The organism is Streptosporangium sp. NPDC006930 (assembly GCF_040635605.1).
GTDB lineage: Bacteria > Actinomycetota > Actinomycetes > Streptosporangiales > Streptosporangiaceae > Streptosporangium.
Map to the genome: position 1 here is coordinate 235,817 of NZ_JBEYID010000003.1, position 25,274 is coordinate 261,090.

Genomic DNA, 25,274 nt, shown 5'->3' on the forward strand with positions numbered 1-25,274 from the left:
TCGCTCTCGGCATTCAGCAGGTCACGCGGCTTCGCGGGGCCGGGCTCCCGGTCTCACCAGGTTTTGCCGGTGATGCGTTCGTACGCCTCGATGTAGCGCTGCCGGGTGACCTCCACGACCTCGGCGGGCACGTTTGTGGCGCCGGGCTCCTGGTCTCACCAGGTTTTGCCGGTGATGCGTTCGTACGCCTCGATGTAGCGCTGCCGGGTGACCTCCACGACCTCGGCGGGCACCTCGGGGGCGGGCTCCTTCTTGTCCCAGCCCGTGCCGGTCGCCCAGTCGCGCACGTACTGCTTGTCGAAGGAGAACTGCGCGTGGCCGGGCTCCCACCGGTCGGCGGGCCAGAAACGGGAGGAGTCGGAGGTGAGCACCTCGTCGCCGAGCACGAGGGTGCCCTCGGAGTCCCAGCCCAGCTCGATCTTGGTGTCCGCGATGATGACGCCCCGCTCCGCGGCGAGCTCGGAGCCTCGCCGGTAGATCTCCAGCGTGATCCGCCTGAACTCCTCGGCGACCTCCGCGCCCTCCAGGGCGACGACGTCCTCGAAGGAGATGGGCTCGTCGTGCTGCCCGAGCGGCGCCTTGGTGGACGGGGTGAAGATCGGCTCGGGAAGCTTGGAGCCGTCCAGCAGTCCGGGCGGCAGCGGTACGCCGGAGACCGATCCGTGCTCCCGGTACTCCTTCAGCCCGCCCCCGGTCAGGTAGCCGCGCGCGACGCACTCGACCTTCGCCATCTCCAGCTTCCTGCACCGCACCGCGCGCCCCTCGAACTCGGCGGGCACGTCGGTCGCCGAGATCACGTGGTTGGGCACGATGTCGGCGAGCCGGTCGAACCACCACAGCGACAGCCGCGTAAGGATCTTCCCCTTGTCGGGGATCGGGGTGGGCAGGATCACGTCGTACACCGACACCCGGTCGGACGCCACCAGGATGATGTCCCCGCGGTCCTCGTAGACGTCGCGGACCTTCCCTGAATGAAGAAGCTTCACTGCGTTCCTTGCTCTCGCTCGACCCGGCGGCCGCCTCGCGGGCCACCGGCCGCTGACCGACACCTGCCCACCGTATTCGAGATCAGGCGACGACCTGGCAACCGGGCACCCCCATCACCTGCTCGGGGGAGAGTTTCGCGACCCCCCTTGGCCGACGGCCCTCGCTACTCGCCCGGCCGCGCTTCCTCCGGTGCCAGGCTCACGTAGGACGCCGCGGTCGACTCCGCAGCAGGTCGGCCAGGACCACGGCCTCGCTGATGTCGGCCTGCCTGGTCGCGGTCAGGAGCGTCACCGTTCGCTGCTCCGCCAGCTCCCGCAGGTGCTCCAGCGCGGCGGCCCGCTCGGGGTCCTTCAGCTCGGCCCGGTAGCGGTGGCCGAACTCCTCGAATCGAGCCGGATCGTGGCCGTACCACTTGCGCAACTCGGTCGAGGGCGCCACCGCCTTGCACCACTCCTGAAGATGCGCCTTCTCCTTGGAGAGCCCGCGAGGCCAGACCCGATCGACCAGCACCCGGGCACCGTCCTGGGCCTCCGGCTCCTCGTAGACCCGGCGCACCCGTACTTCTGGTTTGTCAGCCATGACCTGGTCATTCCCAGATGACGGCGATGACAGCCGCCCGGTGGAGTCGATCAGTCGGGGGACAGGCGGTCGGCGGCGTGTTCGATGGCGGTGCTCACCCGGTCGGCCAGCAGGCCGACCGCGCCGACCGCGCGGGTCATCGGGTCGTCCTCCGCGCCGCCGAGGGCTTGGGAGCGCAGGTAGGCGGCCTTCACCTCGGCCCACCGTGCGGCCTGTACGGGGGTGATGGTGCCGCGCAGCTCGGCGAGTTTGAGCAGGTTGGCCTCCGCGCCCGAGGTGAGGGTCTGGGCCTCGCCGAGGTAGTGGTCGTCGATCACGGCCTCCAGTTCGGCGTCGTTCATCACCGGGACGACCCTGGCCGCGAGCTTGTTCATGTTCCGGTACGAGCCCTGGAGCTGGAACGGAGGCTCGGTCCGCGACGCGTCCGACTGGGCCGCGGAGGCGATGTACGCCTGGTTGTTGGCGAGCACCACCCGCTGGATCCGCAGCATTTTGCGCAGCACCGCGAGGACCTGCTCCAGCTCCACCGAGGAGTACGGGTGGGAGAGCTGGTCGGCCCGGACCCCCGAGTCGCCCCGGGCCAGCCGTACCAGGAGGCGGATGTCGCCCCGGTCGCGGGTGGAGAGCGGTGCCAGGACCGGGTTGGAGGTGAGCGCGTTGTCGACGTAGCTCAGCGCGAACAGCTCGTCCCGTCCCGACAGCACGTCGCCGAGGTTCCACACGTCGGCGCGGTTGGCGAGCATGTCGGGGATGCGGAAGCGCTTGCCCGCCTCGGTGTACGGGTTTCCCGCCATGCAGACCGCGAAGCGCTTGCCCCGCAGGTCGTAGGTGCGGGTCTTCCCCTCCCAGACGCCCTCCATCCGGCGCTGGCCGTCGCACAGGGAGATGAACTTCTGCAGCAGCTCGGGGGAGGTGTGCTGGATGTCGTCCAGGTACAGCAGGACGTTGTTGCCCATCTCCAGCGCGAAGGAGATCTTCTCGATCTCCTGCCGCGCCGTCGCGTCGGGCGCCTGCGCCGGGTCCACCGAGGTCACCAGGTGGCCCAGGGCGGGGCCGTTGACCTTGACGAAGATCAGCCCGAGCCGGTTGGCCACGTACTCCATGAGGGTGGTCTTGCCGTAGCCCGGCGGGGAGATGAGCAGCAGCATGCCCATCTGGTCGGTCCGCTTGGCGTCCCCGGCCGCGCCGAGCTGCTTGGCCAGGTTGTCGCCGATCAGCGGCAGGTAGACCTCGTCGAGCAGCTGGTTGCGGACGAAGGCGGTCATCACCTTCGGCTGGAACTCCTCCAGCCTCAGCCGCTCGCGCTCGGCCGCGACCAGCTCGTTGCGCCGCTTCTGGTAGGCGCGGTACGCGGGGACGCGGTGGTCGCGGAAGTGCCGGGTCCTGGTCAGGAACTCGTCCAGGCGCAGCTCCATCGCGTGCCCGGAGATCCGGGGGTGCGTGCCGAGCAGCCCCTCGACCGTGGCGGTCAGCGCCGCGGAGGAGTCGTGCCGGGGCACCTCGCACAGCAGTACGGCCACCGCCTCCACCAGCTCCGCGGAACCGGCCCCCGAAGCCCGTCCCGCGCCTCCGGCCGGCGCCGCGTCCATGCCGGAGCCCGGAGCCGAGACGTCGAAGGCCGAGAGCCACGCCTCGGCCAGGCGGTGGCGTGCGGCGAGGTCGTCGCCGAGCGCCCGCAGGTCGTCCTCGAACTCCCCGCGCGCCGGTCCCAGCGCCCGGTCGAACCGGTCGAGCAGCGATCGGGCTCCCGCACCGGTCACGAAACCGAACGGCTTGCCGGGCAGCTCCTCGAAGAGATACTCCCCGGCCAGCTCGAAGACGCCCGCCTCTCCCGCGTCACCGAGGAGATCCCGGCAGAAGGACGCGATCGCGGAGCCGAGGGCGGCGCGGGTCTCCTGGACCGCCTCCACCCTGCCGAACAGGGTCCGTGCCCGCACGAGCGACGTCGCCCGGGTGGTCCACGCCGCGCGGGCCGCCTCGTCGGTGCCGAAGGCCCAGAAGAGCTGGGCGGCGGCCCTCGCGGCGGGCGGGTAGCGCAGCAGGCCCGCGCCCGCGTGCAGACGGAGCGCGGCCCGCAGGATCGCGGTGGCGTCGTGGTCGTGGACGCCCCGCTCGTAACCCTCGTCGTACCGGGTCTCCGCGACCTTGCGGACGATCTCCAGCAGCTCCCCGCCGTCCACCGCGGCCTCGTGCAGCGCGTCCAGGGAGACCATGCTCCCACCGTTCCCGCCCGTGCCTGGCGTGAGCGGGGCTCCGGCCTCGGCGGCGGCGAGGATCGAGGCGGCGAGGTGCTCGCCCCGGTAGACCTCGGGCGACTCCGAGACCGTCAGCTGGTTCCAGAACGGCCGGGTCTCCTCGAAGGCCGCGTCGCGCACCGGGGAGCGGTAGTCGGTCCCGGTGACGGCGAAGGCCATACCGTCCTGGTGGGGGACGAGGGTGAGGTCGGCCGCCTGGGTGTTGACCGCGAACAGGTGGCGGCCGAGCCGGATGGTCTCCCCGCCGTCGCTGTAGAGGTCGAGCCGGTCGCGCAGGGCGCGGCCCGCCTCCTGGCGGGCCGACTTGATCCGGCCCTCGAGCTCTTCGGCGCGCACCTGGTCGCCCAGCGCGCGCAGCTCCCCGGCCACGCCCTTCAGCTTGAGCACCATCGGGTCGGACCCGAAGTAGGTGTTGACCTCGTCCAGCGACGTCAGCCCGGCCACCCGGCGCCGCACGCTCGACAGGATGCGCGTCGCCGAGTCGGCCAGCCGGTCGGCGCGGCGGGCCCGCTCGTCCAGCAGCGCCTGGCGGCGCGAGGAGAACGCCTCGTAGACGTCCTCCCGCTTGGAGGCGAGCTGCCCCAGGAAGTCGTCGAACTCGGTGAAGCGCGACTCCAGGTTCTCCAGCTGGAGCATCAGGCGGCCCAGCTGCTCGTCGCAGCGCTCGGGGGTGTCGGACATCGCGAGCGCCCCGGTGATCGCCTGCCCCAGCAGGGCGTACTCGGCCGCGAAGGCCGCCCGCCCCTCACCGGCGAGCAGTTCCGCGCGCCGGGCCTCCAGGGTGGCGCGGGCGCGGTTCACCCCGCCCAGCACCTCGCCGACCCGCTCCAGGATGGCGGTCCTCACCGTGGCGTCGGCGATGTCGAGCGTGCCGACCACCTCGACCACGATCTCCAGGCCGCGGGCCTGCCCCTCCAGCCGTTCGCCGACCGGCCCCGCCTCGGCCACGGTCGCGATGGCGCCCGCGTCGGCGACCAGCCGCTCGACCTCCGCGTGGTATCCGGCGAAGGCGTCGTCTCCCCGCAGGAACTCCGCCGCGCGCCGCGCGGTACCGCCCAGCTCGGTGGTGAGCTCCGCGTCGAGCGCGTCGATCCTCGCGGTGTCGACGTGGCGCAGCTCGCGCAGGGTCACCAGATGTCCCTGCGACCGCCGCAGCTCCGACAGCCGGTCGATCCAGCCTCGCGCGGACCTGGGCGCGTCGCCCCGCGCGAGCCGTACGAGCGCGGTGACCTCGGCCTCGGCGGTCTCCAGCGCCTCGGCGGCCTGCCGGGTGAGCGACTGGACCTTCTCGAACTCGTCCAGCACCTGCTCGGCGGTGGCCCGCAGGTCGGCGAGCGGGCCGCGCAGTCGGTGCTCGCCCAGCCAGTGGTAGTGGTCGAAGACCCGGGCGCAGGAGGCGATCAGCGCCTCGAAGACCGGGATCGACGGCGCCATCTCCTCGACCATCCGCGCCACCGAGAGGCAGTCGGAGATGCCGCGCACCAGCTCCGCGTTGCCGATCCGCTCCAGCGGCCCGGTGCCGACCGGGCGGCCGGCCGCGTAGACGTCCGACTGGTAGGCCGTCTGCCAGACCTGCATGGGGTGGACCCGGGTGGGCTCGTCGGAGGTGGCCCTGAAGACGACCAGCGTGCCGTCGTCGAACAGCGAGTACCCGTGGCAGGACAGCGGGGTCTCCACCCGCTTGCGGATCACGTTGTACGGCAGCAGCAGCGACCGGCCCTCGGCGCGGGCGTGGAAGACGTACAGCACGTCCTCGCCGTTGGGGGAGCGGATGACCCGCTCGAACTCCAGCTCGGACACGTCGGTGTCGAACGTCTTGTTCACCCCGGTGGACAGGTAGTAGCCGCCGGGGAAGATGATCCCCTGATCCTCGGGCAGGCGCTGGCAGGCCTGCCCGATGCCGTCGAGGCGGACCACCTCCTTGGTCCGGGTGTTGAACACCAGATGGCGCCACTCGGGTTCCTTGTACGGCCGCACGCGCAGCAGGATCAGCGGGCCGACCCTGGCGTGGTGGACCTCCGCGTCGGCGAGGCTCTGCAGTGGCTCCGCGACGGGCTCGCGGTAGATGCCCTCCCCGCTCTCGGTGTTGTTCTCGATCTTGATGGTGAGGTCGCCGCCGACGGTCTCGACGAACACCTCGCCCTCGATCGAGATGTGCGGGTGGCGGCCCAGCACGTGGTCGTCGCGGGTGGTGGGGATCCACTCGAAGTCGTGCGAGGGCGGGAAGGTGTGGTCGCGCTCGCCACGGTCGTCGATGTACGAGAGCGTGCCGTCGGCATCGACCTGCCAGCGCAGCACGCGCGTGTCCTGCGGGCCGGTCTGGAAGACGGCGAGCATCTTGCCATCGACCCGGCGGAGCTGGAGCAGCCGGGTCTCCCGGTAGTACCGGTAGAGGTCGGAGAAGTCCCGCTCGAAGCGCGGGTCGCGGAACATCGGCGCGGGGTCGAAGCGGAACGTGCTCCCGCCGTCCCCGCCGTTCTCCGTGCTTCCACCGCTCCCGCCGTTCCCGTCCTCCCGGACGAACGTGTGCGCGGAGAAGACGTCCTCGACGGCCGTCTCCGGCTTCATCCCGATGAACACGTTGTAGCCGAAGAGCATGAGCCCGCCGACCGAGACGATGTCGCGCGGCACGCAGTTGTTCTCGGTGCGTATCCGCTCGGTGCCGATGAGACGCAGTTCGGCCCCGCCGAACACCGCGAGGCGTTCGGCGTTGAGCGCGTCGGACTGCCGGGCCAGCTCGGCGGCCTGCTCGGCCAGCCGGGCGCGGAGCACCTCGTAGGTGCCCGCGTCCAGCCCCGCCCCCTCGCCGGGGGCGCCGGTGACGGCCTCCGCCGTGGAGGACGTCACCGCTTGACGGATCCGGTGGAGTTGCCGGTGGAGTTGCCGACGGTGTCGAGCGCGGCGACGGGGACCTCGGTCGTGGCCGCCGGGGTCTCACTCAGCAGGCCGCGCAGTTTGTCCGCGTCGGGACCGCCCTCATTGATCATTTTCATCAGCAGCGCGGACAGCGAGAGGTTGCGCACGTCGGCGGTGTCGATCGAGCCGATCACCTTGCCCAGGTCGGCGGGGAGGCTCGCCGAGCCGTCCAGGTAGGGTCCGGCCAGGGTGCGGGTGACGTCGGAGTTCTCCACGAAGCCGTCCACGGCCTTGCCCATGCCGATCGAGTTCATCAGCCGGTCGAAGAACACGGTGTCGCCGCCGACGATGTCGATGTTGGCCTTGGACAGTCCGGCCGACACCACGGAGGCCTGCGCCTCGGCGATCTTGAACTGGGCGTTCACCCCGGCGAGGCGGATCTCCTTCTCGGCCTCCAGTCGCAGGCGGTACTCCTCGTGGGAGCGGGTCGCGTCGGTGAGCGCGGCCATCGCCGCGGCCTTCTCGGTGAGACCCTCGGCCTCGGCCTTGAGCTTCTCGCCGACCGTCGCGGCCGCGGCGAGCGCCATGGCCTGCTCGCCCTCGGCCTCGGCCTTGAGCTTCTCGCGGACCGCGGTGGCCACGGCGTGGGCCCTGGCCTGCTCGCCCTCGGCGACCGCGAGCGCCTTCTCCCGCTCGACGGCGGCCTCGGCGCGGCCGACCTTCTCGATCGCCGCGGCGTCCCGCTCGCGTACCTGCACCTCGGCCAGGCCGACGGCGGCGGCCTCGGCCTGCACGCCCTCGGCGAGACGGATCTTGGCGCGGGCGTCGAGCTCGGCCGCCTGCTGCCGCGACTCGGCCAGCACCAGCGCCTCGCGCGCCCTGTGCTTGGACGAGGCCTCGGAGGCCTCGGCCGCCTTGATGTCCTTGACCAGGCTCTCCTGCGCCTCGGCCTCTGCCTGGATGATCACTGCCTGGCGGGTCCGCTCGGCCTCCTCGACCACGCGCAGGCGCTTGATGCTCTCCTCCTGCTCGGCGACCGTCTTCTCCACCACGATCCGCTCGCGGATCACCTCGGCGATGGAGCGCTTCTCGCCCTCCAGCTCCTTGTCCTTGGAGATGCGCGACAGCTCGGTCTCGCGCTCGCGGGCGATCACCTCGAGCAGGCGGTCCTTCTCGATGCGCTCGGTCTCGATGGCGATGACCCGCTCGCGGTTCTTCGCCGCCACCGCGATCTCACGGGCCTGGTTCTCGTGCTGGACGCCGAGCTGCTCGTCGGTACGCAGGTGCGCGGCCTGCGCCTTGAGCCGCTCCTCGGCCTGGACCTTGGCGGTCTCCGCCTCCTCGCGGGCGCGCATGGTCTCGACCTCGCGCTTCTGCTTGGTCTCCGCGTCGGCCTGGCGGCGCTCCAGCTCCAGGATCGCCTCCCGCGCGTCCACGTTCTGGCGGGTGATCTCCTTCTCCTCACGCCGCTGGAACTCGTTGGTCCGAACGTGCTCGATGGCGGTGAGCTCAGTGATCTTCCTGATGCCCTGCGCGTCGAGGATGTTGTTCCTGTCCAGGGAGGCCAGAGAGGTCTGCTCCAGGTAGTCGATGGCCGCGTCCTCAAGGCTGTAGCCGTTGAGGTCGGTGCCGATGATCTGGATGATCTGGTCGCGGAACTGGTCACGCTGGGTGTAGAGGTCCACGAAGTCGAGCTGCTTGCCGACCGTCTTGAGCGCCTCGGAGAACTTGGCGTTGAACAGTTCCTGCAGCGTTTCCTGGTCGCTCGCGCGTGCGGTGCCGATGGCCTGGGCGACCTTCACCACGTCCTCGACGGTCTTGTTGACGCGCACGAAGAAGGTGATGCGGATGTCGGCGCGGATGTTGTCGCGGCAGATCAGGCCCTCACGGCCGGTGCGCGCGATCTCGATGGTCTTCACCGAGATGTCCATCAGCTCGGACTTGTGGAAGACGGGCAGCACGACGGCGCCGGTGAAGGTGACGTCAACCTTGTTGATCTTCGAGATGATCAGGGCCTTGCCCTGTTCCACCTTGTAGAACAACCGGCTGATCATAAAGAGCATGCCGATGACGACGAGGAGGACGACGGCGAGAAGGATGCCGAGCCCGGTGGAGATGACGTCCAATGTGGCCCCTCGGTTAAATGGAACGATCAGGGTCGAGTTCCGCGTCGTACGGCATCACCCAGAAGAACTCGCCGGGGGAGTCATAGGCGAAGATCAGGGCGACGCTGCCGGCGGCGAAAACCTCGTCACCGGTCTGTCGTACTTGAACGAGAGCGGAAGAGCCGTCGGCGGAGGTGACCTCGGCCTGGCCGAAGTCACGGCCGACGCGGCGCGTGCGGATGACGCACACGCGGCCCACGAAGTCGGCGCGGGAGGGGACGCGCTCCTTCGGGACGAGCCGTCGCAGTGAAAGGACGACGAGGCGCGTGCACGCCCAGGCGCAGACCAGTGCCGCGACCAGTACGGCGACCAGGGCGGGGGTGCTCGTGAACAGCGTGCCGCCCACCAGGCTCGCGAACCACGCGACGACGACCAGCAGCGAGACGACCACCGCGGCCGGGACTCCGCCGAGTCCCAGGCCGCTGAGGAAACCGGTGGCTCCCGTCGCCTCGGCACCGTCACCGCCGTCGCCGCTGTCACCGTCGAACCCGAACACCCCGGCCACGATGAGCACCCAGTACCCGATGATCACCAGAAGCAGGAACGTGAACAGGACGGTCGGAAAAGACAGTGCGGCATCGACGAACTGGCCCATCGGCGTGCGAAATCCCCCCGCTGATCTATCGGAACGTGGTCCCCTGAACACGTGTAGGTGACTATATACAGATAAAGAACAGTTAAAGGAGATAGTTCCCGAAGCGGACAAAATCCGCATGATCTTTAGTCGCAGCGGCTGCCGGCGCGTACGAGGGCCTGTGGCAGGGGCGGGGCAGAGCGACGGGGGCATGCGGAAGCGGAGGAGCGGGAGCGGGCTCCGCGTCCTCGGCTCTGTCGCGAGAAGATGCTCCGGGGAGCCGTCGCGGAGGTCAGGCGGGGCGAGTGATCATGTAGGCGAGACCGACGAGGATCACGATCGGAATGAGCCACACGACGGCCTCGATGGCGAACTCCTTGTACATGAGGACATCCCTCCGGGGCGGTGATCGGCGAGGATCTCCGACGATAGCCGTTGTCTCCGGCGGCGACCAGGACCCATCACGTACCGGAACGGCTCTTCCTACGCGAGAGGGCGCCCATGAGCCGGTTCCCCCGTGAGAGTCAGGTCTCTTCGAGGGGTTGATTCCCGCGATGGTCCGGTCTTCGCGGGAGGCAGGCTCTCGCCGAGTCCGGTCCCTACGGGGGATTGGCCGAGCCGACCACCACCGAGGTGTCCGACATCTCCCCCTCGACCACGTCGGCGACCACGCAGGTGATGTTGTCGGGCCCGCCCGCCTCGCAGGCGAGCGCGATCAGCTGCCGCGTCACCTCGTCGAGATCGTCGACCTCGGCCAGCACCTGACGGAGCCGCTCGGCGTCGACCACCCCCGACAGCCCGTCGGAACAGAGCAGATAGCGGTCACCGAGCTCGGCGTCCCGCAGGGAGAGGTCGAGCTCAAGGTTGTCGCCGCCGTCGAGGACCTGCAGCAGGATCGACCGGTGCGGGTGGCGGGCGGCCTCCTCGGCGGTGATCCGGCCGTCGTCCATCAGCGTCTGGACCAGGGTGTGGTCGTAGGTGATCTGGTACAGGTCACCGTTGCGCAGAAGGTAGGCGCGGGAGTCGCCGATGTGGGCGAGGGCGACGCGCGAGCCGTTCCAGAGCATCAGGGTCAGGGTGGTGCCCATGCCGGTGAGCGAGGGATCCTCCTCGACCAGCTCGCGCAGGCGCTGGTTGGCCTTGCGGACCCCCGCCTCTGCTGCGGCGGCGAGGTCGCCGGGGCACTCATGGTCCAGGGAGGCGACGCTGGCGATCGCCGCCGAGCTGGCGACCTCCCCGCCCACGTGGCCGCCCATCCCGTCGGCGACGGCGAGAAGCCGGGCGCCCGCGTAGGCGGCGTCCTCGTTGCCTTGCCGGATCCGGCCGACGTCGGAACCTGCCGTATAGCGCAGCGTGATCATCTGCACATCACTAGATCGTCGAGTTGCACGAGCTGAGCCGCTTTCGGACAGTTGGGATGGGCATAGGGCGAACCGAGATGTTCCACAATCCACTTAACACCATGGTGACGCAAGCGGCCTGGGGAAGTGTTGCCACATCTGTTGACACCCACGGTGGCGCGTAAGCTGTTTTCAGCGCCACGCGGGGTCCCTTCGATACCCCCGCACTGTGCCCGGATTGCCCCACCTCACGCATCGCTAGGAGATCAGTAATGGCCGCGATCATTCAGGAGGCGGCTCGTCGTCGCACGTTCGCGGTGATCAGCCACCCCGACGCGGGTAAGTCGACCATGACCGAGGCACTGGCGCTGCACGCCTCCGCGATCAGCCAGGCGGGTGCGGTGCACGGCAAGTCCGGGCGGCGCGGGGTCACCTCCGACTGGATGGAGATGGAGAAGGCCAGGGGCATCTCGATCACCTCCGCCGCGCTCCGGTTCGAGTATCGCGGGCACATGTTCAACCTGGTCGACACCCCCGGCCACGCCGACTTCTCCGAGGACACCTACCGGGTGCTGGCCGCCGTCGACTGCGCGGTCATGCTGCTGGACGCGGCCAAGGGCATGGAGCCGCAGACCCTGAAGCTGTTCGAGGTCTGCCGGCACCGCCGCATCCCCGTGATCACGTTCGTCAACAAGTGGGACCGGCCGGGGCGCGAGGCCCTGGAGCTGCTGGACGAGATCGAGGAGCGCACCGGCCTGAAGCCGACACCGATCACCTGGCCGATCGGCACCGGCGGCTTCTTCCACGGTGTGGCCGACCGCACCGACGACCGGATCGTCCGCTACACCCGCACCCCCGGCGGCGCCACCAAGGCGATCGAGACCGACCTGAGCGCCGAGCAGGCCCTCGCGGAGCTGGGCGACGACTGGGAGCGGGCCAAGGACGAGATCGACCTGCTCTCGGCGATCGGCGCCGACCACGACCAGAAGACCTTCGAGGCGCACGAGTCGACCCCGGTGCTGTTCGGGGCCGCGCTGTCCAACTTCGGCGTCGGCCGCCTGCTGGACGCCATGGTCGACATCGCCCCCGCGCCCACACCCCGCCCGGACGTCGCCGAGGACCCGCGTCCGCTGGAGGAGCCGTTCTCCGGCCTGGTCTTCAAGGTGCAGGCCAACATGGACCCCTCGCACCGCGACCGCATCGCCTTCGTACGGGTCTGCTCGGGCAGGTTCGAGCGCGGCATGGTGCTCGTCCACGCGGCCACCGCCCGCCCGTTCGCCACCAAGTACGCCCAGTCGGTCTTCGGCCAGGAGCGCGCCACGATCGACGAGGCCTATCCCGGCGACGTGGTCGGACTGGTGAACGCCAGCGCGCTGCGGCCCGGTGACACGCTGTATGACGGCCCGCCCGTCGAGTTCCCGAGGATCCCGAGCTTCGCCCCCGAGCACTTCTCCACCGCCAGGGTCCGCGACTCCAGCCGCTCCAAGCAGTTCCGCAAGGGCATCGAGCAGCTCGACGCCGAGGGCGTGGTCCAGGTGCTGCGCTCCGACGTCCGCGGCGACCAGTCGCCGGTGCTCGCGGCGGTGGGTCCGATGCAGTTCGACGTGGTCAAGCACCGGATGGCCGCCGAGTTCAACACCGAGATCCTGATGGACCGGCTCGACTTCAGCATCGCCAGGCTCACCGATGCCGAGTCGGCGCTGATCCTGGCCCGCCAGCGCGGGGTGGAGGTCTTCACCCGCTCGCTCGACGGGGTGCTGCTCGCGCTGTTCACCGACGAGTGGCGCATGCGCGGCGTGCTGCGCGACCACCCCGACCTGGTGCTGAACGCGCTGCTCGCGGACACACGCGGGTGAGCGGGGGTACGGGCCGGGTGGGGCCCGGGTGAGGCTCGCGTGAAGTGAGACGGGGAGGTCAGGAGACCTTCTCGTTGCACATTCATGGTGAGATATGTCGTTATGAGCGTGATTAAGTGGGGAATTCTGGCGACCGGCGGTATCGCCACGACCTTCACCGAGGACCTGAAGCTCCTGCCGGACGCCGAGGTGGTCGCGGTCGGATCGCGGTCGGAGGAGTCCGCACGGGCCTTCGCCGACCGGCACGGCATCCCGCGGGCCCACGGAAGCTGGGCTGAGCTGGCCGCCGACCCCGACGTGGACATCGTCTACGTGGCCAACACCCAGAACGCCCACCACGACGCCGTACGGACCTGCCTCGAAGGAGGCAAGGCCGTCCTGTGCGAGAAGGCGTTCACCCTCAACCGAGGCGAGGCCGCCGCGCTGGTCGACCTCGCGCGGGAGCGGGGCCTGTTCCTGATGGAGGCGATGTGGACGCGCTGCCTCCCGGCCGTCCGCAAGGTCATGGAACTGGTCGAGGGAGGCGCCATCGGCCCGGTCAACACCGTCCACGCCGACTTCGGCTTCTCCGTCTCCGTCCCGCCCGAGCACCGGCTCCGCAACCCGAAACTCGGCGGCGGCGCCCTGCTCGACGTGGGCGTCTACCCGGTCTCCTTCGCTCACATGGTGCTCGGTGTCCCGGCCGGTGTGCGCTCCTGGGCCCGGCTCACCCCCGAGGGGGTGGACGAGAACACCGGCGTACTGCTCGGCTACGACAACGGAGCGGTCGCTCTGCTGTCCTGCGGCCTCACCACGCACAGCCCGGTCGCCGCATCCATCTCCGGCCCGCTCGGCCGGATCGAGGTGCCTGGCCCGTTCTTCCGCCCCGACACCTTCGTCCTGCACCCCACCGAGGGCGAGTCGGAGACCTTCCACGTCCCCTTCGAGGGCAAGGGCATGCTGCACGAGGCGGTCGAGGCGATGCGCTGCCTGCGGGAGGGGCTGCTGGAGAGCCCGCTGATGCCCTGGCAGGCGACTTTGGACGTGATGGGCATCCTGGACGAGGTCCGCTCGCAGGTGGGTGTCCGTTTTCCTGGTGAGTAGTTGAGCGGGCGTTTTTTCTTATAGCTGGGGCTGTTCCCTTTCGGCGCACCCGGAGTTTTCCGGGTGCGCTGTGCGGGTGCTCATTGCGCCGGTGTGGTTGGTGTTCGTGCCCGCGTATGGCGAGCGGGTGCTCTTTGTGCCCGCTGCGGTGGGCGGGTGCTCCGGCCGGCCGTCTCAGTTGCGCTCTGGTGTTTCAGGCCTCCGGCCTGCTCGGGCGTGGTGGTTGCGGGCTCTTTTTAAGCCGGCCGGAGCACCCGCCCACCTCCGCTGCACGTGTTCCGGCCGTGCGGGGTGCGGGCCGTAGTTGCTTTCTTTCCGGCCGCCCTGGCGACCCGCTGTCGCTGAAGCGTCTTTGAAGGCGCGTTCAGGGTGGGTCGCCGTAGCTGAAGCGTTCCGTGCACGACCCAGTCCAGGGCTGAGGCGCCACAGGCCGCACTACCGGCGCGCGCTGCAAGACCCTCGTCGTGGACACCGGTCTCATAGCGATCGCCCTTGGCTGTCCGACGCGGCAGTTCTCCCACGATGTCACGGGTTTCACCACTCATGTCGCAAGCATTCCGGCCTCGGATGTCACCCGTCGATCACCGCCGAGGTAGGGCGATACCTGCAGAGGTCAGGACAAGGTGGACCGTCTCCTTGTCTAGTCGCGCCATCCGGTCGAGGGGCTATTCCAGGGCGTAGTCGGCTGAGAGTTCGCGGCCGGGGCCGAGAAAGTCCACGGCGTACTCGGTCACCTCGTCGTGCTGGTCCCAGTAGAGGTTGGTCATGGTGAGTGCCGGTTGACCGTTTTCCATGCCGAGCGCCGGGGCGATGTCCTCAGGGACCGGCCTGATGGCGACGATGTCGCGCCGCCTGACGGCCCGTCGGCCCGCCCTGTCCTCGACCAGCCCGAAGGTCATTCTCGGGAGTGGTTCCGCGACCAGTAGCTCGGGCACCGCTTGGCCCAGCTCGCCCGGAAGCCATGAGGTGGACAGCGCCACGAGCCCTCTGTCGTCGTAGTAGGCGCGACGCCGTTGGACGACGGCAACTCCCTCTTCGATCTCCAGCGCGTCCGCGACCGCCTCGGGTGCCGGAACGAGACCGGCGCTCAAGATCTCAACTCGCTCGCCCTCGCGGTAGCCGCTCCCGTTCGCCCGCAGCATCTGGAGGCGATCGGAGCCCGACGTGATCTTCTTCGGCAGGTTGGCCAGGGTGCCGATCCCCGGAACCGACTCCGCGTAGCCTTCCGCCCTCAGCACGGCCGCGACCCTGGTGGCTGTCGCGGTGGAGACCCCCTCGTCACGCATGATCTCCCGCACCGAAGGAATCCGGTCGCCGGGCCGGATCTCCCCGCTCTTGATCCTGGCCTTGATCTGGGCGGCGATCCGCCTGTACGGAGCCATCGCCTGTGGACTGTCAGCCATCATGAGACCCCTGTTCTAGTGCACTCTGAATCAGCGATTGACTTTGCCGGTGCTCTAGAACACTATAGAGCTGCCACTGACCGACCGACCTCCTCTGGCTCGGGGAGGGCGACACACGGAATCCCACGCCATAGTGCCCATGTGGCCGTGATCCCCCTCTCCTCGCGCCCGGAGAGGCCCGAGACACCCTGGAAACACCGGAAGATCCCGAAAATACGTAAAGCGTCCCGGCCGTCATGGGCCGGGGCGCCTCGAAAGACGATGGAGCCGCTCAGAGGCGCAGAGTGGTCAACGCGGTGCCGATTCGCTGGCCTTCCGAGAACAGGTGGGTCTTCAGAGTCTTGTTCAGCGGGCTCATCGCGACGGCGGTCAGCTTGACCCGGATGTTGTGGGCGTGCACGACCGAGCTTCACCTCAGAAGCATGAGGCGGAACCACTGTGACTGGCGGCCGCGCCTATCAAGTACCTACCGTTCTGGTCTTTATCTTTGTCCTGGAGAATATTCAGGAAAAGAAGTGCGGTGGTATCTCCAACTGGTTTGCTGAAGCACAATTTGCTGTCCTGGCTCTCAGGGCCCAATAGAGGGGCTTCGAAAGTCCAGCCATCGACGATAGCTGCATTTCTGTAGAAAGATAATAGACTGTCCTTGGAGCTCGAAAATCGATACGTTATCTCGGCGTATGCGTATCGATCGTCAGGCTCACATCCAGTTTGGATATCTTTTTCTGGAATTGCACCCAGAGGGCGATAATCAAAGATGTCCAACGACTTTAAAGCGGGAGCGAGGCGCTTGTCGGAGTTGGTGCATCCATATCCGAGTGGTCCCCAGAACATTAACCAAAAAATGCCCCCTCCCAACACGAGTAAAGTCGTCACAGCGGCAATGATGTAGTGGCGAAGTTTAGAGTACATATCTCTCGGAATGATTATTGTCGGGATTCCATATTGACGAATAAAGGACTATTTGCGTTTTTTCAATGTGGATTTGGCCGCTTCGGAAACCTCGTCGTTGGGATCTTGTTCAAGGGTCTCAAGTATGGAATTCGGCGTATCAGGCCAAACGGCAAGCCACCATCTGACATTGATGGATCGGTCGTGAGCCAGCAGGCGAAGGTCTTCTTCGGGAAGCTCTACGAACTTCAAGAGATTCGCGCGGACCAGTGCAGAAGGGTCGCGTGCCAGAGTGTGACGTTGTTCAGGTGTCGTCCTGGGGTTCTGTGCTGCTCCGGCACGGATTTTAGGGTCGACCAGTGCGGCAAGCACGTCAGGAAGAGCGGTGTGTGCCGCCAGCCCCTCCTTGACCTCACTTGACTGATCCTCCATGAGGAGATGGACGATTTCAGGCTCAAGGGTGTCGTACTCGGCCATGATCCGGCGGAGTACGCCGTCCGGAGGCGCGGTGATTTCCCGTTTCACATTGATGTCGGAGTTGGGATGGTCGGGAACCGACCAGCGAACAGATTTATGGGAGTCGTTTACGAGCTCGCGAAGGACGTCTGCCGGGCAGTTGCTGTTCTCAACGACAGATTGTCGCACCTTCAAGTCGGGATCACGGCAGAGGGTCCGGAGTAGGTCGGCAGAGTCTGGGCCCTCCCGCTTCGCGATGACCCGCCTCACGGCCGGGGACTCGTCTGCCACTAGAAATTCCATTATCTCGCGTGTGGCTTCGGGTGACCGCACTGCGGCAACGCGACTCTTTATTCGCTTATCTCTCGCAAGCTTCCATAAAATTTCTATGTCGTCGTGATCCCTGTAATTCGGATACATTTTTACTTCCAAGATCCGATGTGTCGTAGCAAGGAGTGGCCACCTGCGCGCAAACTCCGGCCAGCCGATCGTCGTCGTAGTGGTAGGCCCCCGTCAACGGCCCAGCACTTATCGGGTCACTGGAGACCGAGGTGACGTAAGCACCCGTCCAGGTGAACGACGGCGACCACCTGTGGCCGCCCGGCCCTTCCAAGATGCCGGGGCCGTGATACGTGGTAGGGAGCATGAACGACCAAAGTCAGTAATCCTCCGCTCCTTCGAGTGTGGACAATCCTAATGCTCTGCCGACTTCGCTACTGATGGCGGAATAGCTAGCGACACCGAACGTGCCACACGGAATCACCTTACCTTCTATTGGGCGTCGCATCTCATCTATGTACTTACCGAAAGGGAGATCCCAAAAGCAATGCTGTTTGAGGATGTCGCGCTCTCCGAGGGGGATGTTGGTAAGGGTTTGAAAGTATCCCATTGTCCACGGCCTACGGTTCGTGAAGAGTGGTGGCATTAGGAGTGGCCGTGTATCTATAGTTAGATGATCAATGGTGGCACTAGGGCTTTCGAATGCGTAGATATAAATCAAGCAAGCCGCGTCGGTCAGTGGATGATCTCGTGGCATGGATGGAATGATGACGCGTCCAAAAAAATTCCCACGACTTTTTATGGAAAGCGTGAACAGGTCGCCGGTGGCTAGGTGCTTGCGTGAGCTCTTCAGTGTCTCAAAATGAAGCTTCCCGTCGTTCATCCTTGAATCTTATTGCTCACAGGAGGTGTGGTGCCTTCCTGACCATTGACACGGGGGCGGACTGTGGCGCCTCAGCCCTGGACTGGGTCGTGCACGGAACGCTTCAGCTACGGCGACCCACCCTGAACGCGCCTTCAAAGACGCTTCAGCGACGGCGGGTCGCCAGGGCGGCCGGAAAGAAAGCAACTACGGCCCGCACCCCGCACGGCCGGAACACGTGCAGCGGAGGTGGGCGGGTGCTCCGGCCGGCTTAAAAAGAGCCCGCAACCACCACGCCCGAGCAGGCCGGAGGCCTGAACCACCAGACAGCAACTGAGACGGCCGGCCGGAGCACCCGCCCACCGCAGCGGGCACAAAGAGCCACCCACCCGCTCGTATGCGAACACGAACAACCACAACGAGGTGATCTCAGCGACTTTTAGTGGCCCGTCTCCGAACGTTGACCGGGTATCACGACCGGGTGACCAGCTCTCTTCAGGTCTGGTTTTCCCAGCAAGGTTGTGTGACGGCCCATTAGATGAGTCTGCCGTGCTCGAACTGGGTGAGGACGAGGGCGGTGCGGGTGATGTCGCCGATTTTGCCGGGGCCGGCGGTGATGCGCTGGAGTGTGCGCCGGCGGTCTTTGAGCGAGGATCTCGATTTCTTCGTCGATGGAGCGCTAGGCGGTGGCACGGAAGATCTTGTGGTCGCGGCCGAGTTTGGGGATGTCGGTCTCGCCTCGAAACCCATTTTCGGCCGTCGACGACCTCTCCCGATAAGCCCGTAATTTCATCATTCACGCCTCGGAAATCCCAGCTGTCGGAACTATTCCACTGAGATCATTTCATTGAATAGCTGAAACTTTCAGTGCCGTTGACGGTATTCGACGCCGACCGTATCGTTCGATCATCGCCTATGCGTGTCTTTCATCGCGCACTTCCTGACAGGAGAGGCCCATGACAGAACGGCGCGTCCGTCGGCGACGGCGCCTGATCATGTGGCTGGTGGCCGCCTTATTCGGCGCGTTCACCGTCGTCACACCGGCCAACGCCGCCACCACCTGCACGTTGACGTTCCAAGCCAATTACCGGGGGACCGTCGGCGGGCAGTACAGGTGGCAGGTCGATGCGCGGCTGACCAACACCGGCACGACACCGTCGACCGCCTGGGAGGCGGTCATCGACTTTCCCTTCTCGGCAGGCGCGGTCGTTCACCTGTTCTGGAACGTGAATAGGTTCTCGACGACCGTGTGGAGACCGGCGTCGTGGAACGGCGCCATCCTGCCGAACCAGTACGCGAACTTCGGGTTCGAGATCGACATGCCTATGACGACCACCTCGCCGCCTCTTCCCACTTCCAGTCAGTGCACCATCACCTATTGATGAAACGGGCGAGTCCATGGGGCTCGTCCGTTCGTCAGCTTTCAATTTGTCACGAGATCAGGAACTTCTCGTATTCTGCGACGACGTCCGCCCGGGCCATGAGGCTCGAAGGCCGCCGGCGCACACTCCAGCGCATCACCGCCGGCCCGGGCAAAATCGGCGACATCACCCGCACCGCCCTCGTCCTCACCCAATTCGAGCACGATCATCCAGCCGAAATTCGCTGAGATCAGCTCAATGAGCACCGAGAACAACCACACGGCACACCCGGAAGGCGCCTCAGGCCCCGGAAAATGGAACCACCCCACCAAAACGAAGTCAGACAAGCTTCCAGTCGTGGCGTTCCAGGAAGGCGCGCTCGCCGGTGGCGTACTCGGTGAAGGCCTCCTGGACCGCCTTCAGGTCCGGGACGTGCGTGCGGAACATCCGGTTCCTGACGCTGTCCTTGTACTCAAGCTCGTAGCCCGAGATCTCCGGCGAGCTCTGGACGAAGTGCTCGCCGAAGACGACGAGGGCAGTGAAAGGGTTCTGCGGGGACATGGTCGCGAGCGCGTCGGAGATGAGCTGGAGGTCCGGGGAGACCACGATCATCCCGTCGCCGGTGCGCATCTCCATGGTCGGGTAGACGCCTCGCGGAGACAGGTTGTGCACCAGGCCGCGCTGCGGGTCGTAGCAGACCAGCCCGCACTCGGTGGCCAGGGCGAAGACCTCGGAGGACACATCGTCGGCACGCTCCGGGTCCATGCTGACCAGGATGTGGTCGGGGGAGAGCCACTCGGCCCCGGGCAGCCGGTCGGCGAAGGCCGCCAGTCCCGGGTACGGCTCGGTGTCGTCGTCCCGCGCTCCGGGCCGGGGACCCGCGTCATGAAGCCCTCCGACGGGAGTCGTTTCGGCGCCATGGGGCTCCCCGGTGGGAGTCGCCCAGGCGTCATGAAGCTCCCCAGCGGAAGCAGCCCAGGCGGAATAAGGCTCCCCGGCGGGAGTCGTCCCGGCGTTGTCCTGCTCCCCGTGCTGATCTGGGTCCCAGTGGCGGAGGGCCAGGAAGATGTTTTCCGCGTGCTCCCTGGTGATCGGTTTGGGCTCGTACCAGACGGCCAGCTCGAAACTCACGGTTCCATCAGATCCTTCCGAGGGGGCCGTCGCCTTCAGGCGTCGGGGGAATCGGGAGGGGGAGGGTTGTCAAGGCCAGAGCGTGCCCTGGCCGGTCAGGTCTGCGCATGAGAGTTCTCCGATCGTCGCACGCTGGATGGGTGGCGTCGTGATAATCATTGTGTGACTCCTCAGGTGCGGACCTCTCCCGGTGCGGCGTATGACCTTGGGTACCACGTGGTGTGGTACCCGAAGGACCGCCGCCCCGTTCTGGGTGGCCGCATCAAAGACCGCCTTGAGGAGTTGATCCGCGCCAAGGCCGACGAGTACGGCGGGGAGGTCGTGGCGCGTGGGGTGACGGCCGACCACGTGCACGTGGTCGGCAAGCCGTCCCCGAAGAGTTCTCCGTCGTGTGTGGTCGGCCGGTTCGAGGGCTTCACCTCCCGTCACCTGCGCGCCGGGGGTGCGTGCCCGCGCTCGTGGTTGCCCATGCTGTGGTCGCGGTCGTGCTTTGTGGCCATGGTCGGCGCGGTGTCCGCCCAGACGGTGCGGCGCTGCATCGCGACGCGGCACGAGCGTGTCCCCCAGAGCTGGAGGGCTCGTGCGTAGGTCGTTCACGTTCCTGCTGCGCCCCACGAGTAAACAGGCCGCCGCGCTGACGGCATGCCTGGACGATCATCGCGCCCTGTACAACGCCGCGCTGGAGCACCGCCGCACCGCCTACGCCAAGGCGGGCGTGAGCATCCGCTACGGCGACCAGTCCGCCGACCTGAAACACATCCGCGCCGACGACGTAGACGGTCAGGGCCGGTGGTCGTTCTCCTCCCAGCAGGCCACCCTGCGCCGCCTGGACAAGGCGTTCGCGGCGTTCTTCACCCGCGTCAAGACCGGGCGCACCCCGGGTTTCCCTCGCTTCAAGGGCAACGGCCGGTTCGACACCGTCGAATGGCCCAAAGACGGCGACGGCTGCCGGTGGGACTCCCAGCCCGAACACCCCACCGCGATCTACGTCCGTCTCCAGGGCGTCGGCCACGTCCGCGTTCACCGGCACCGGCCGGTGCGCGGCACCGTCAAGACGATCGGCGTGAAACGGGAAGGCTTGCGCTGGTATGTGATCTTGTCGTGTGACGACGTGCCCGCCGAGGCGCTGCCCGCCACTGGTGCCTCCGTCGGGATCGACCTGGGGGTGGCCTCGCTGGTCACCACCAGCGGCGGCGAGCACCTGGCGAACCCGCGCCACCTCGCCGCGTCCGCCGACTGCCTCGCCACCGCTCAGCGGGACCTCGCCCGTAAGAAACGCGGCTCTGCGCGGCGGCGCAAGGCGGTGGCCCGCGTCGCCGCCCTGCATGCCAAGGTCCGGCGTCAACGCCTGGACGGTGCGCACAAGGCCGCCCTCGCGCTGGTCCGCGGCTACGACGTCATCGTCTGTGAGGACCTGCGGATCGCGAACATGACCCGCTCGGCGTCGGGCACGCTCCAGGCGCCCGGCACCAACGTCGCGCAGAAAGCCGGACTGAACCGCAGCATCCTGGACGCGGGTTGGGGGGTGTTCCTGACGATCCTGTCGCACAAGGCTGAAAGCGCCGGTCGAGAGCTGATCGCGGTGAACCCCGCCAACACCTCCCGCACCTGTGCCCGATGCGGGCACTGCGCGAAGGAGAACCGCGTCACCCAAGCCGAGTTCGCCTGTACGGCGTGCGGGCACACCGCGCACGCCGACGTGAACGCGGCGACCAACATCCTCAGGGCAGGGCTTGCCCTTCGCGACGTCGCGCAAGCGGCTTAACGAGAAGCCGCTCCCTTCAGGGAGCGGAGGAGTCACTGTCCTCCGGGTGCCTCTCCGGAAGGGAAAGGGCCGGACCGATCGGGTGATCGGCCCGGAGGACGCGCTGATGGCCGGGTGCTCACGACACGAGGGAAGGGTCAGCCCCTGTGTGACCCCGACGAGAATGATCCCGCTCATTCTCGTACGGATCGTGAAGTTTCAGATGGCCACGAAATCTCCTGCCACCAGGACCCTACGGAGCCACTGCATATTTCCCGCATATGCCAAAAGGCTGATCAGGGACAGCCGGTGATCCAGGAATGGCGCCCGAGGAGTTCGGCCAGATCGTCCGCCTTCGCCCTGTCCCCGATGAGGGTGAAGAGCTCGTGGGACTCGCGCCAACATCGCAGGGCCTTCTCACCGTCGAGAGCCGCCAGGTGGGCGAGGCCGAGGCTGCGGAGCGCGCCCGCCAGGTATGTCGTCCAGCTGCGGGTGCGCCACAGCGCCACGGACTCGGTGAGGCGTTCGACCGCTCGCGCGTGGTCGCCGTCGGCGCGGTCGAGGTCGCCCAGGATCCAGAGGGCGTCGGCGAGGTGGTGGGTGAGGTTGTAGCGGCGGCTGAGCTCCTCCACGGTCTCGGCCGTGGGCCGCGCCCGCTCGTCGCCGTCGCCGTTGTAGAGCTTCGCCAGCGTGACCAGGGTCATCGTCTCGGAGGCCGGGTCCCTCGCCATCCGGGACATGGCGAGCGAGCGGTTGAGACACCGTTCCGCGGGTTCGAACTGGCCGGTCTCGACGTACGCGAGGCCGAGGAACTGCAGGCATGTCGCCTCGAAGCGGGGGTTTCCCAGCGTTTCCGCCACCTGCAACGCGCTCACCAGGTGCGGGATCGCCGAGAGGACGTCCCGCTGGCCGTGCGTGATGCCGAGGGCAAGGTGGGCGCGCGCCCGGCCGCCGAGGTGGTCGGTCTCCTCCGCGAGGCGCAGCGCCGTCTCCGCAGCCTCCACGGCGGGTTCGACGAATCCCTGCGCGGCCAGGCCCCAGGCGCACATCACGTGGGCGTCCGACAGCCCGCGCAGCTCGCCGGCCTCGGCGAACATCTCGGCGAGCCGGACGGCGTTGGTGTGCAGCGCGACCATCGCGCCGCCCTCGTGCTCGACGCCGGTCCAGGTGGTCACGTCGAGCAGTCCGCGCAGCATGACGGCCTCGCCGAGCAGGTTTCCCGCCGTACGGCAGGCGAGCATGGCCCGTTCGTTGAGGCGCCGGCACTCGGAGAAGAAGCCGTGGGAGTCGAAGTAGCGTTCGAGGCATCCCGCGAGGTCCCAGGCGAAGTCGTCGAGTGCCAAAGCGCAGGCCTGCTCGACGAGACCGGCGAGTGCGGTCCGTTCGGCGTTGAACCAGGCGAGGGGGTCGCGCAGGAGGGACGCGGCGATCTCCCCGGGCAGTGCCCGGCGCGGTGCGGGGCCGTGGAGTACGGCGTAGCAGGCGCCGTGGACGTGCTCCATGGCCTGTTCGGCCAGCCAGAGCCACGCGCCGAACGCCCGGGTCGTCGCGCGCAGCAGCTCGGCGGGCTCCTCCTCGGCCTCCGCGCGCTCGCGGGCGTACAGCCGGACGAGGTCGTGGAAGCGGTAGCGGGCCTGTCCGGTGGCGTCGATCCCGGAGATGGTGGCGAGCTGCGCGTCCACCAGGAACTCCAGGTATGTCTGCCCCTCCTCGTCAGGGCAGTCGAGCAGGGTGGCAGGGACCCAGCTCGCGAAGCCGGGCACGTCGAGCAGGCCGAGCAGCCGGAAGGCGCGCCGCGCGTTCTCCGGGAGACCGACGTAGCTTTGGGCGAGGCTCGCCCTGACCGCGCGGTCGCCGACGGTCAGCTGGTCGAGGCGCCCGCGCTCGTCGCCGAGCCGCCCCACGAGCCAGGCGATGCTCTGCCGGGGGCGGGCGGCGAGCCGCGCGCCCGCGACGCGTACGGCGAGCGGGATGCGGTCACACAGCCAGACGAGCTCGGTGGCGGCGGGGAGCTGTGCGGCGACGCGGTCGTGCCCGATCATCCGCGAGAGCAGGTCCACGGCCTCCTGGGTGCTCAGGACATCCAGCTCGACCGGTCGTACGCCTTCCAGGCCGGAGAGTCTCGCGCGGCTCGTGACGATCACGGCACAGCCGGACGCGCCGGGGAGCAGGGGTCTGACCTGCTGCTCGGAGGCCGCGTTGTCGAGGACGATGAGGACCTTCTCGCGGGCGAGGCGGCTGCGGTACAGCGCGGCGCGTGCCTCGACGGACTCGGGGATGCTCGACCCGGGCACCCCCAGTGCGACGAGGAACCGTCCGAGCACGTGGCCGGGGTGCGCCTGCTCCTCCTCGTGCGCGCCCTGCAGGTCGACGTAGAGCTGCCCTCCGGGAAACCTGTCCGCGATCCGGTGCGCCACGTGCAGCGCCAGCGTCGTCTTGCCGATGCCGCCCATTCCGGTGATGACCGAGACGGTCGTCGTGGAGCACTCCTCCAGCCGGGCGACGAGCTCGCTGACCTGCTCGTCACGCCCCGCGAAGTCGGCGATGTTCATCGGCAGCTCCGCGGGAGGATCGCGCGACTCGGGCAGGCCCTGTCCGGTTTCCGACCGGTCGTCCTGCGTGTGCTCGGGGGTCGCCCACTCCCCGGCCAGGATCAGCCGGTGGAGGTCGCGGAGCCGTTCCCCGGGCTCGACGCCGAGCTCCTCGTTCAGCAGGCGCCGGGTGTCGGCGTACACCGTGAGCGCCTCGGCGCTCCGGCCGGCGCGGGCGAGTGCCAGGATGAGGTGCGCCCGCAGGCGCTCACGGAGCGGGTGCGTGTTCACGTGGCCGGTGAGTTCGGCGACGAGCTCCGGCTGGAACCTCACCGTGAGGTCGGCCTCGACGCGGTTCTCCAGGGTGGTGAGCCGCAGCTCCTCCAGGCGCGCCGCCTCGCCCGACAGGTCCTCGACGAACCGCAGGTCGGCGTACGCGGGACCGCGCCACAGCCGCAGGGCCCGGTGGAGGATGTCGGCGGCCTCGTGGTGGTCGCCGTGCAGGAACGCGTTGCGGCCCTCCGCCGCCAGCGACTGGAATCGATGGACGTCCAGCTCGCCGGGGTGCACGACCAGCAGGTAGCCGCCGTGCCGGCGCAGGATCCGGTCGCCGCCCAGGGACTGGCGAATGCGGGAGGCGTACAGGCGCAGGTTGCTGGAGGCGGTCTTCGGCGGCTGCTCGCTCCAGAGCGCGTCCACGAGCAGGTCGTCGGGCACGGACCTGTTGGCGTGGTGAAGCAGCACCGCGAGCAGGGCCCTCTGTTTGCGTCCGCCCAGGGGAAGCGCCTGGTGGTCGGCGCGCACTTCGACCGGCCCCAGGACGGAGAAGTCCATACCACTCCCCTGGAAGACTTCGCAGTGGCCAAGTTTGCCCGACCTTCCACTGCCCGTCAATGATCATTGAGGACCCCGGGCCCCGAG

General features: G+C 67.9%; 19 protein-coding genes. 5 read left to right on the forward strand and 14 right to left on the reverse strand.

Features of this window, described 5'->3' with window-relative positions:
• Positions 1-155 precede the first annotated feature (155 nt).
• From ABZ664_RS07480 to ABZ664_RS07505, 6 genes are all read right to left on the reverse strand, one after another.
• Positions 156-986 carry a phosphoribosylaminoimidazolesuccinocarboxamide synthase gene (locus ABZ664_RS07480; RefSeq protein ID WP_362504472.1) on the reverse strand — a complete coding sequence of 277 codons (831 nt, stop codon included), beginning with the start codon at positions 984-986 and terminating at the stop codon, positions 156-158.
• A gap of 199 nt (positions 987-1,185) precedes the next feature.
• Complete coding sequence (locus ABZ664_RS07485; RefSeq protein ID WP_362504475.1) at positions 1,186-1,566, reverse strand: DUF488 family protein; 381 nt, start codon at positions 1,564-1,566, stop codon at positions 1,186-1,188.
• A gap of 50 nt (positions 1,567-1,616) precedes the next feature.
• Complete coding sequence (locus tag ABZ664_RS07490) at positions 1,617-6,668, reverse strand: DNA repair ATPase (RefSeq protein ID WP_362504478.1); 5,052 nt, start codon at positions 6,666-6,668, stop codon at positions 1,617-1,619.
• Positions 6,665-8,803, reverse strand: coding sequence for a flotillin family protein (locus ABZ664_RS07495; RefSeq protein ID WP_362504481.1), 2,139 nt, complete (start codon positions 8,801-8,803; stop codon positions 6,665-6,667). The genes ABZ664_RS07490 and ABZ664_RS07495 overlap by 4 nt, the downstream gene beginning before the upstream one ends.
• A 13-nt stretch (positions 8,804-8,816) precedes the next feature.
• Positions 8,817-9,437, reverse strand: coding sequence for a hypothetical protein (locus tag ABZ664_RS07500; RefSeq protein WP_362504484.1), 621 nt, complete (start codon positions 9,435-9,437; stop codon positions 8,817-8,819).
• A gap of 578 nt (positions 9,438-10,015) precedes the next feature.
• Positions 10,016-10,777 carry a protein phosphatase 2C domain-containing protein gene (locus ABZ664_RS07505; protein WP_362505108.1) on the reverse strand — a complete coding sequence of 254 codons (762 nt, stop codon included), beginning with the start codon at positions 10,775-10,777 and terminating at the stop codon, positions 10,016-10,018.
• Between the two features lie 251 nt (positions 10,778-11,028).
• Here ABZ664_RS07505 and ABZ664_RS07510 point away from each other — a divergent pair, with 251 nt between their 5' ends.
• Complete coding sequence (locus ABZ664_RS07510) at positions 11,029-12,612, forward strand: peptide chain release factor 3 (protein ID WP_362504487.1); 1,584 nt, start codon at positions 11,029-11,031, stop codon at positions 12,610-12,612.
• Positions 12,613-12,714: 102 nt separating this feature from the next.
• Positions 12,715-13,695 carry a Gfo/Idh/MocA family oxidoreductase gene (locus ABZ664_RS07515; RefSeq protein ID WP_362504490.1) on the forward strand — a complete coding sequence of 327 codons (981 nt, stop codon included), beginning with the start codon at positions 12,715-12,717 and terminating at the stop codon, positions 13,693-13,695.
• A 665-nt stretch (positions 13,696-14,360) separates the two neighbouring features.
• On the opposite strand, the gene ABZ664_RS07520 is transcribed toward ABZ664_RS07515, so the two are convergent.
• The 5 genes from ABZ664_RS07520 to ABZ664_RS07540 form a co-directional block, all read right to left on the reverse strand.
• Complete coding sequence (locus ABZ664_RS07520) at positions 14,361-15,098, reverse strand: GntR family transcriptional regulator (protein ID WP_362504493.1); 738 nt, start codon at positions 15,096-15,098, stop codon at positions 14,361-14,363.
• A gap of 271 nt (positions 15,099-15,369) precedes the next feature.
• Entirely contained in the window at positions 15,370-15,498 is a 129-nt protein-coding gene (locus ABZ664_RS07525; RefSeq protein ID WP_362504496.1) for a hypothetical protein, read from the reverse strand.
• A 14-nt stretch (positions 15,499-15,512) separates the two neighbouring features.
• Entirely contained in the window at positions 15,513-15,974 is a 462-nt protein-coding gene (locus ABZ664_RS07530) for a hypothetical protein (protein WP_362504499.1), read from the reverse strand.
• Positions 15,975-16,058: 84 nt separating this feature from the next.
• Positions 16,059-16,865: a HEAT repeat domain-containing protein gene (locus tag ABZ664_RS07535; RefSeq protein WP_362504502.1), complete on the reverse strand. Its 807-nt coding sequence runs from the start codon at positions 16,863-16,865 to the stop codon at positions 16,059-16,061.
• A gap of 238 nt (positions 16,866-17,103) precedes the next feature.
• Positions 17,104-17,607 (reverse strand): Imm26 family immunity protein, encoded by a 504-nt coding sequence (locus ABZ664_RS07540; protein ID WP_362504505.1) that lies wholly within the window; start codon positions 17,605-17,607, stop codon positions 17,104-17,106.
• A 935-nt stretch (positions 17,608-18,542) separates the two neighbouring features.
• Here ABZ664_RS07540 and ABZ664_RS07545 point away from each other — a divergent pair.
• On the forward strand, positions 18,543-18,968 hold the full coding sequence (locus ABZ664_RS07545) for a cellulose binding domain-containing protein (protein WP_362504507.1): 426 nt from the start codon (positions 18,543-18,545) through the stop codon (positions 18,966-18,968).
• 41 nt (positions 18,969-19,009) lie between these two features.
• Here the strand turns inward: ABZ664_RS07545 and ABZ664_RS07550 are convergent, their stop codons facing one another.
• Positions 19,010-19,213, reverse strand: coding sequence for a hypothetical protein (locus ABZ664_RS07550; protein WP_362504510.1), 204 nt, complete (start codon positions 19,211-19,213; stop codon positions 19,010-19,012).
• 73 nt (positions 19,214-19,286) lie between these two features.
• Positions 19,287-20,078 (reverse strand): hypothetical protein, encoded by a 792-nt coding sequence (locus tag ABZ664_RS07555; RefSeq protein ID WP_362504513.1) that lies wholly within the window; start codon positions 20,076-20,078, stop codon positions 19,287-19,289.
• Between the two features lie 162 nt (positions 20,079-20,240).
• Here ABZ664_RS07555 and tnpA point away from each other — a divergent pair, with 162 nt between their 5' ends.
• Positions 20,241-20,666 carry an IS200/IS605 family transposase gene (gene tnpA, locus ABZ664_RS07560; protein WP_362504516.1) on the forward strand — a complete coding sequence of 142 codons (426 nt, stop codon included), beginning with the start codon at positions 20,241-20,243 and terminating at the stop codon, positions 20,664-20,666.
• Positions 20,659-21,843 (forward strand): transposase, encoded by a 1,185-nt coding sequence (locus ABZ664_RS07565; protein WP_362504519.1) that lies wholly within the window; start codon positions 20,659-20,661, stop codon positions 21,841-21,843. Before tnpA ends, ABZ664_RS07565 begins: the two co-directional genes overlap by 8 nt.
• A gap of 275 nt (positions 21,844-22,118) precedes the next feature.
• On the opposite strand, the gene ABZ664_RS07570 is transcribed toward ABZ664_RS07565, so the two are convergent.
• Positions 22,119-25,187, reverse strand: coding sequence for a BTAD domain-containing putative transcriptional regulator (locus ABZ664_RS07570; RefSeq protein ID WP_362504521.1), 3,069 nt, complete (start codon positions 25,185-25,187; stop codon positions 22,119-22,121).
• Positions 25,188-25,274 lie beyond the last annotated feature (87 nt).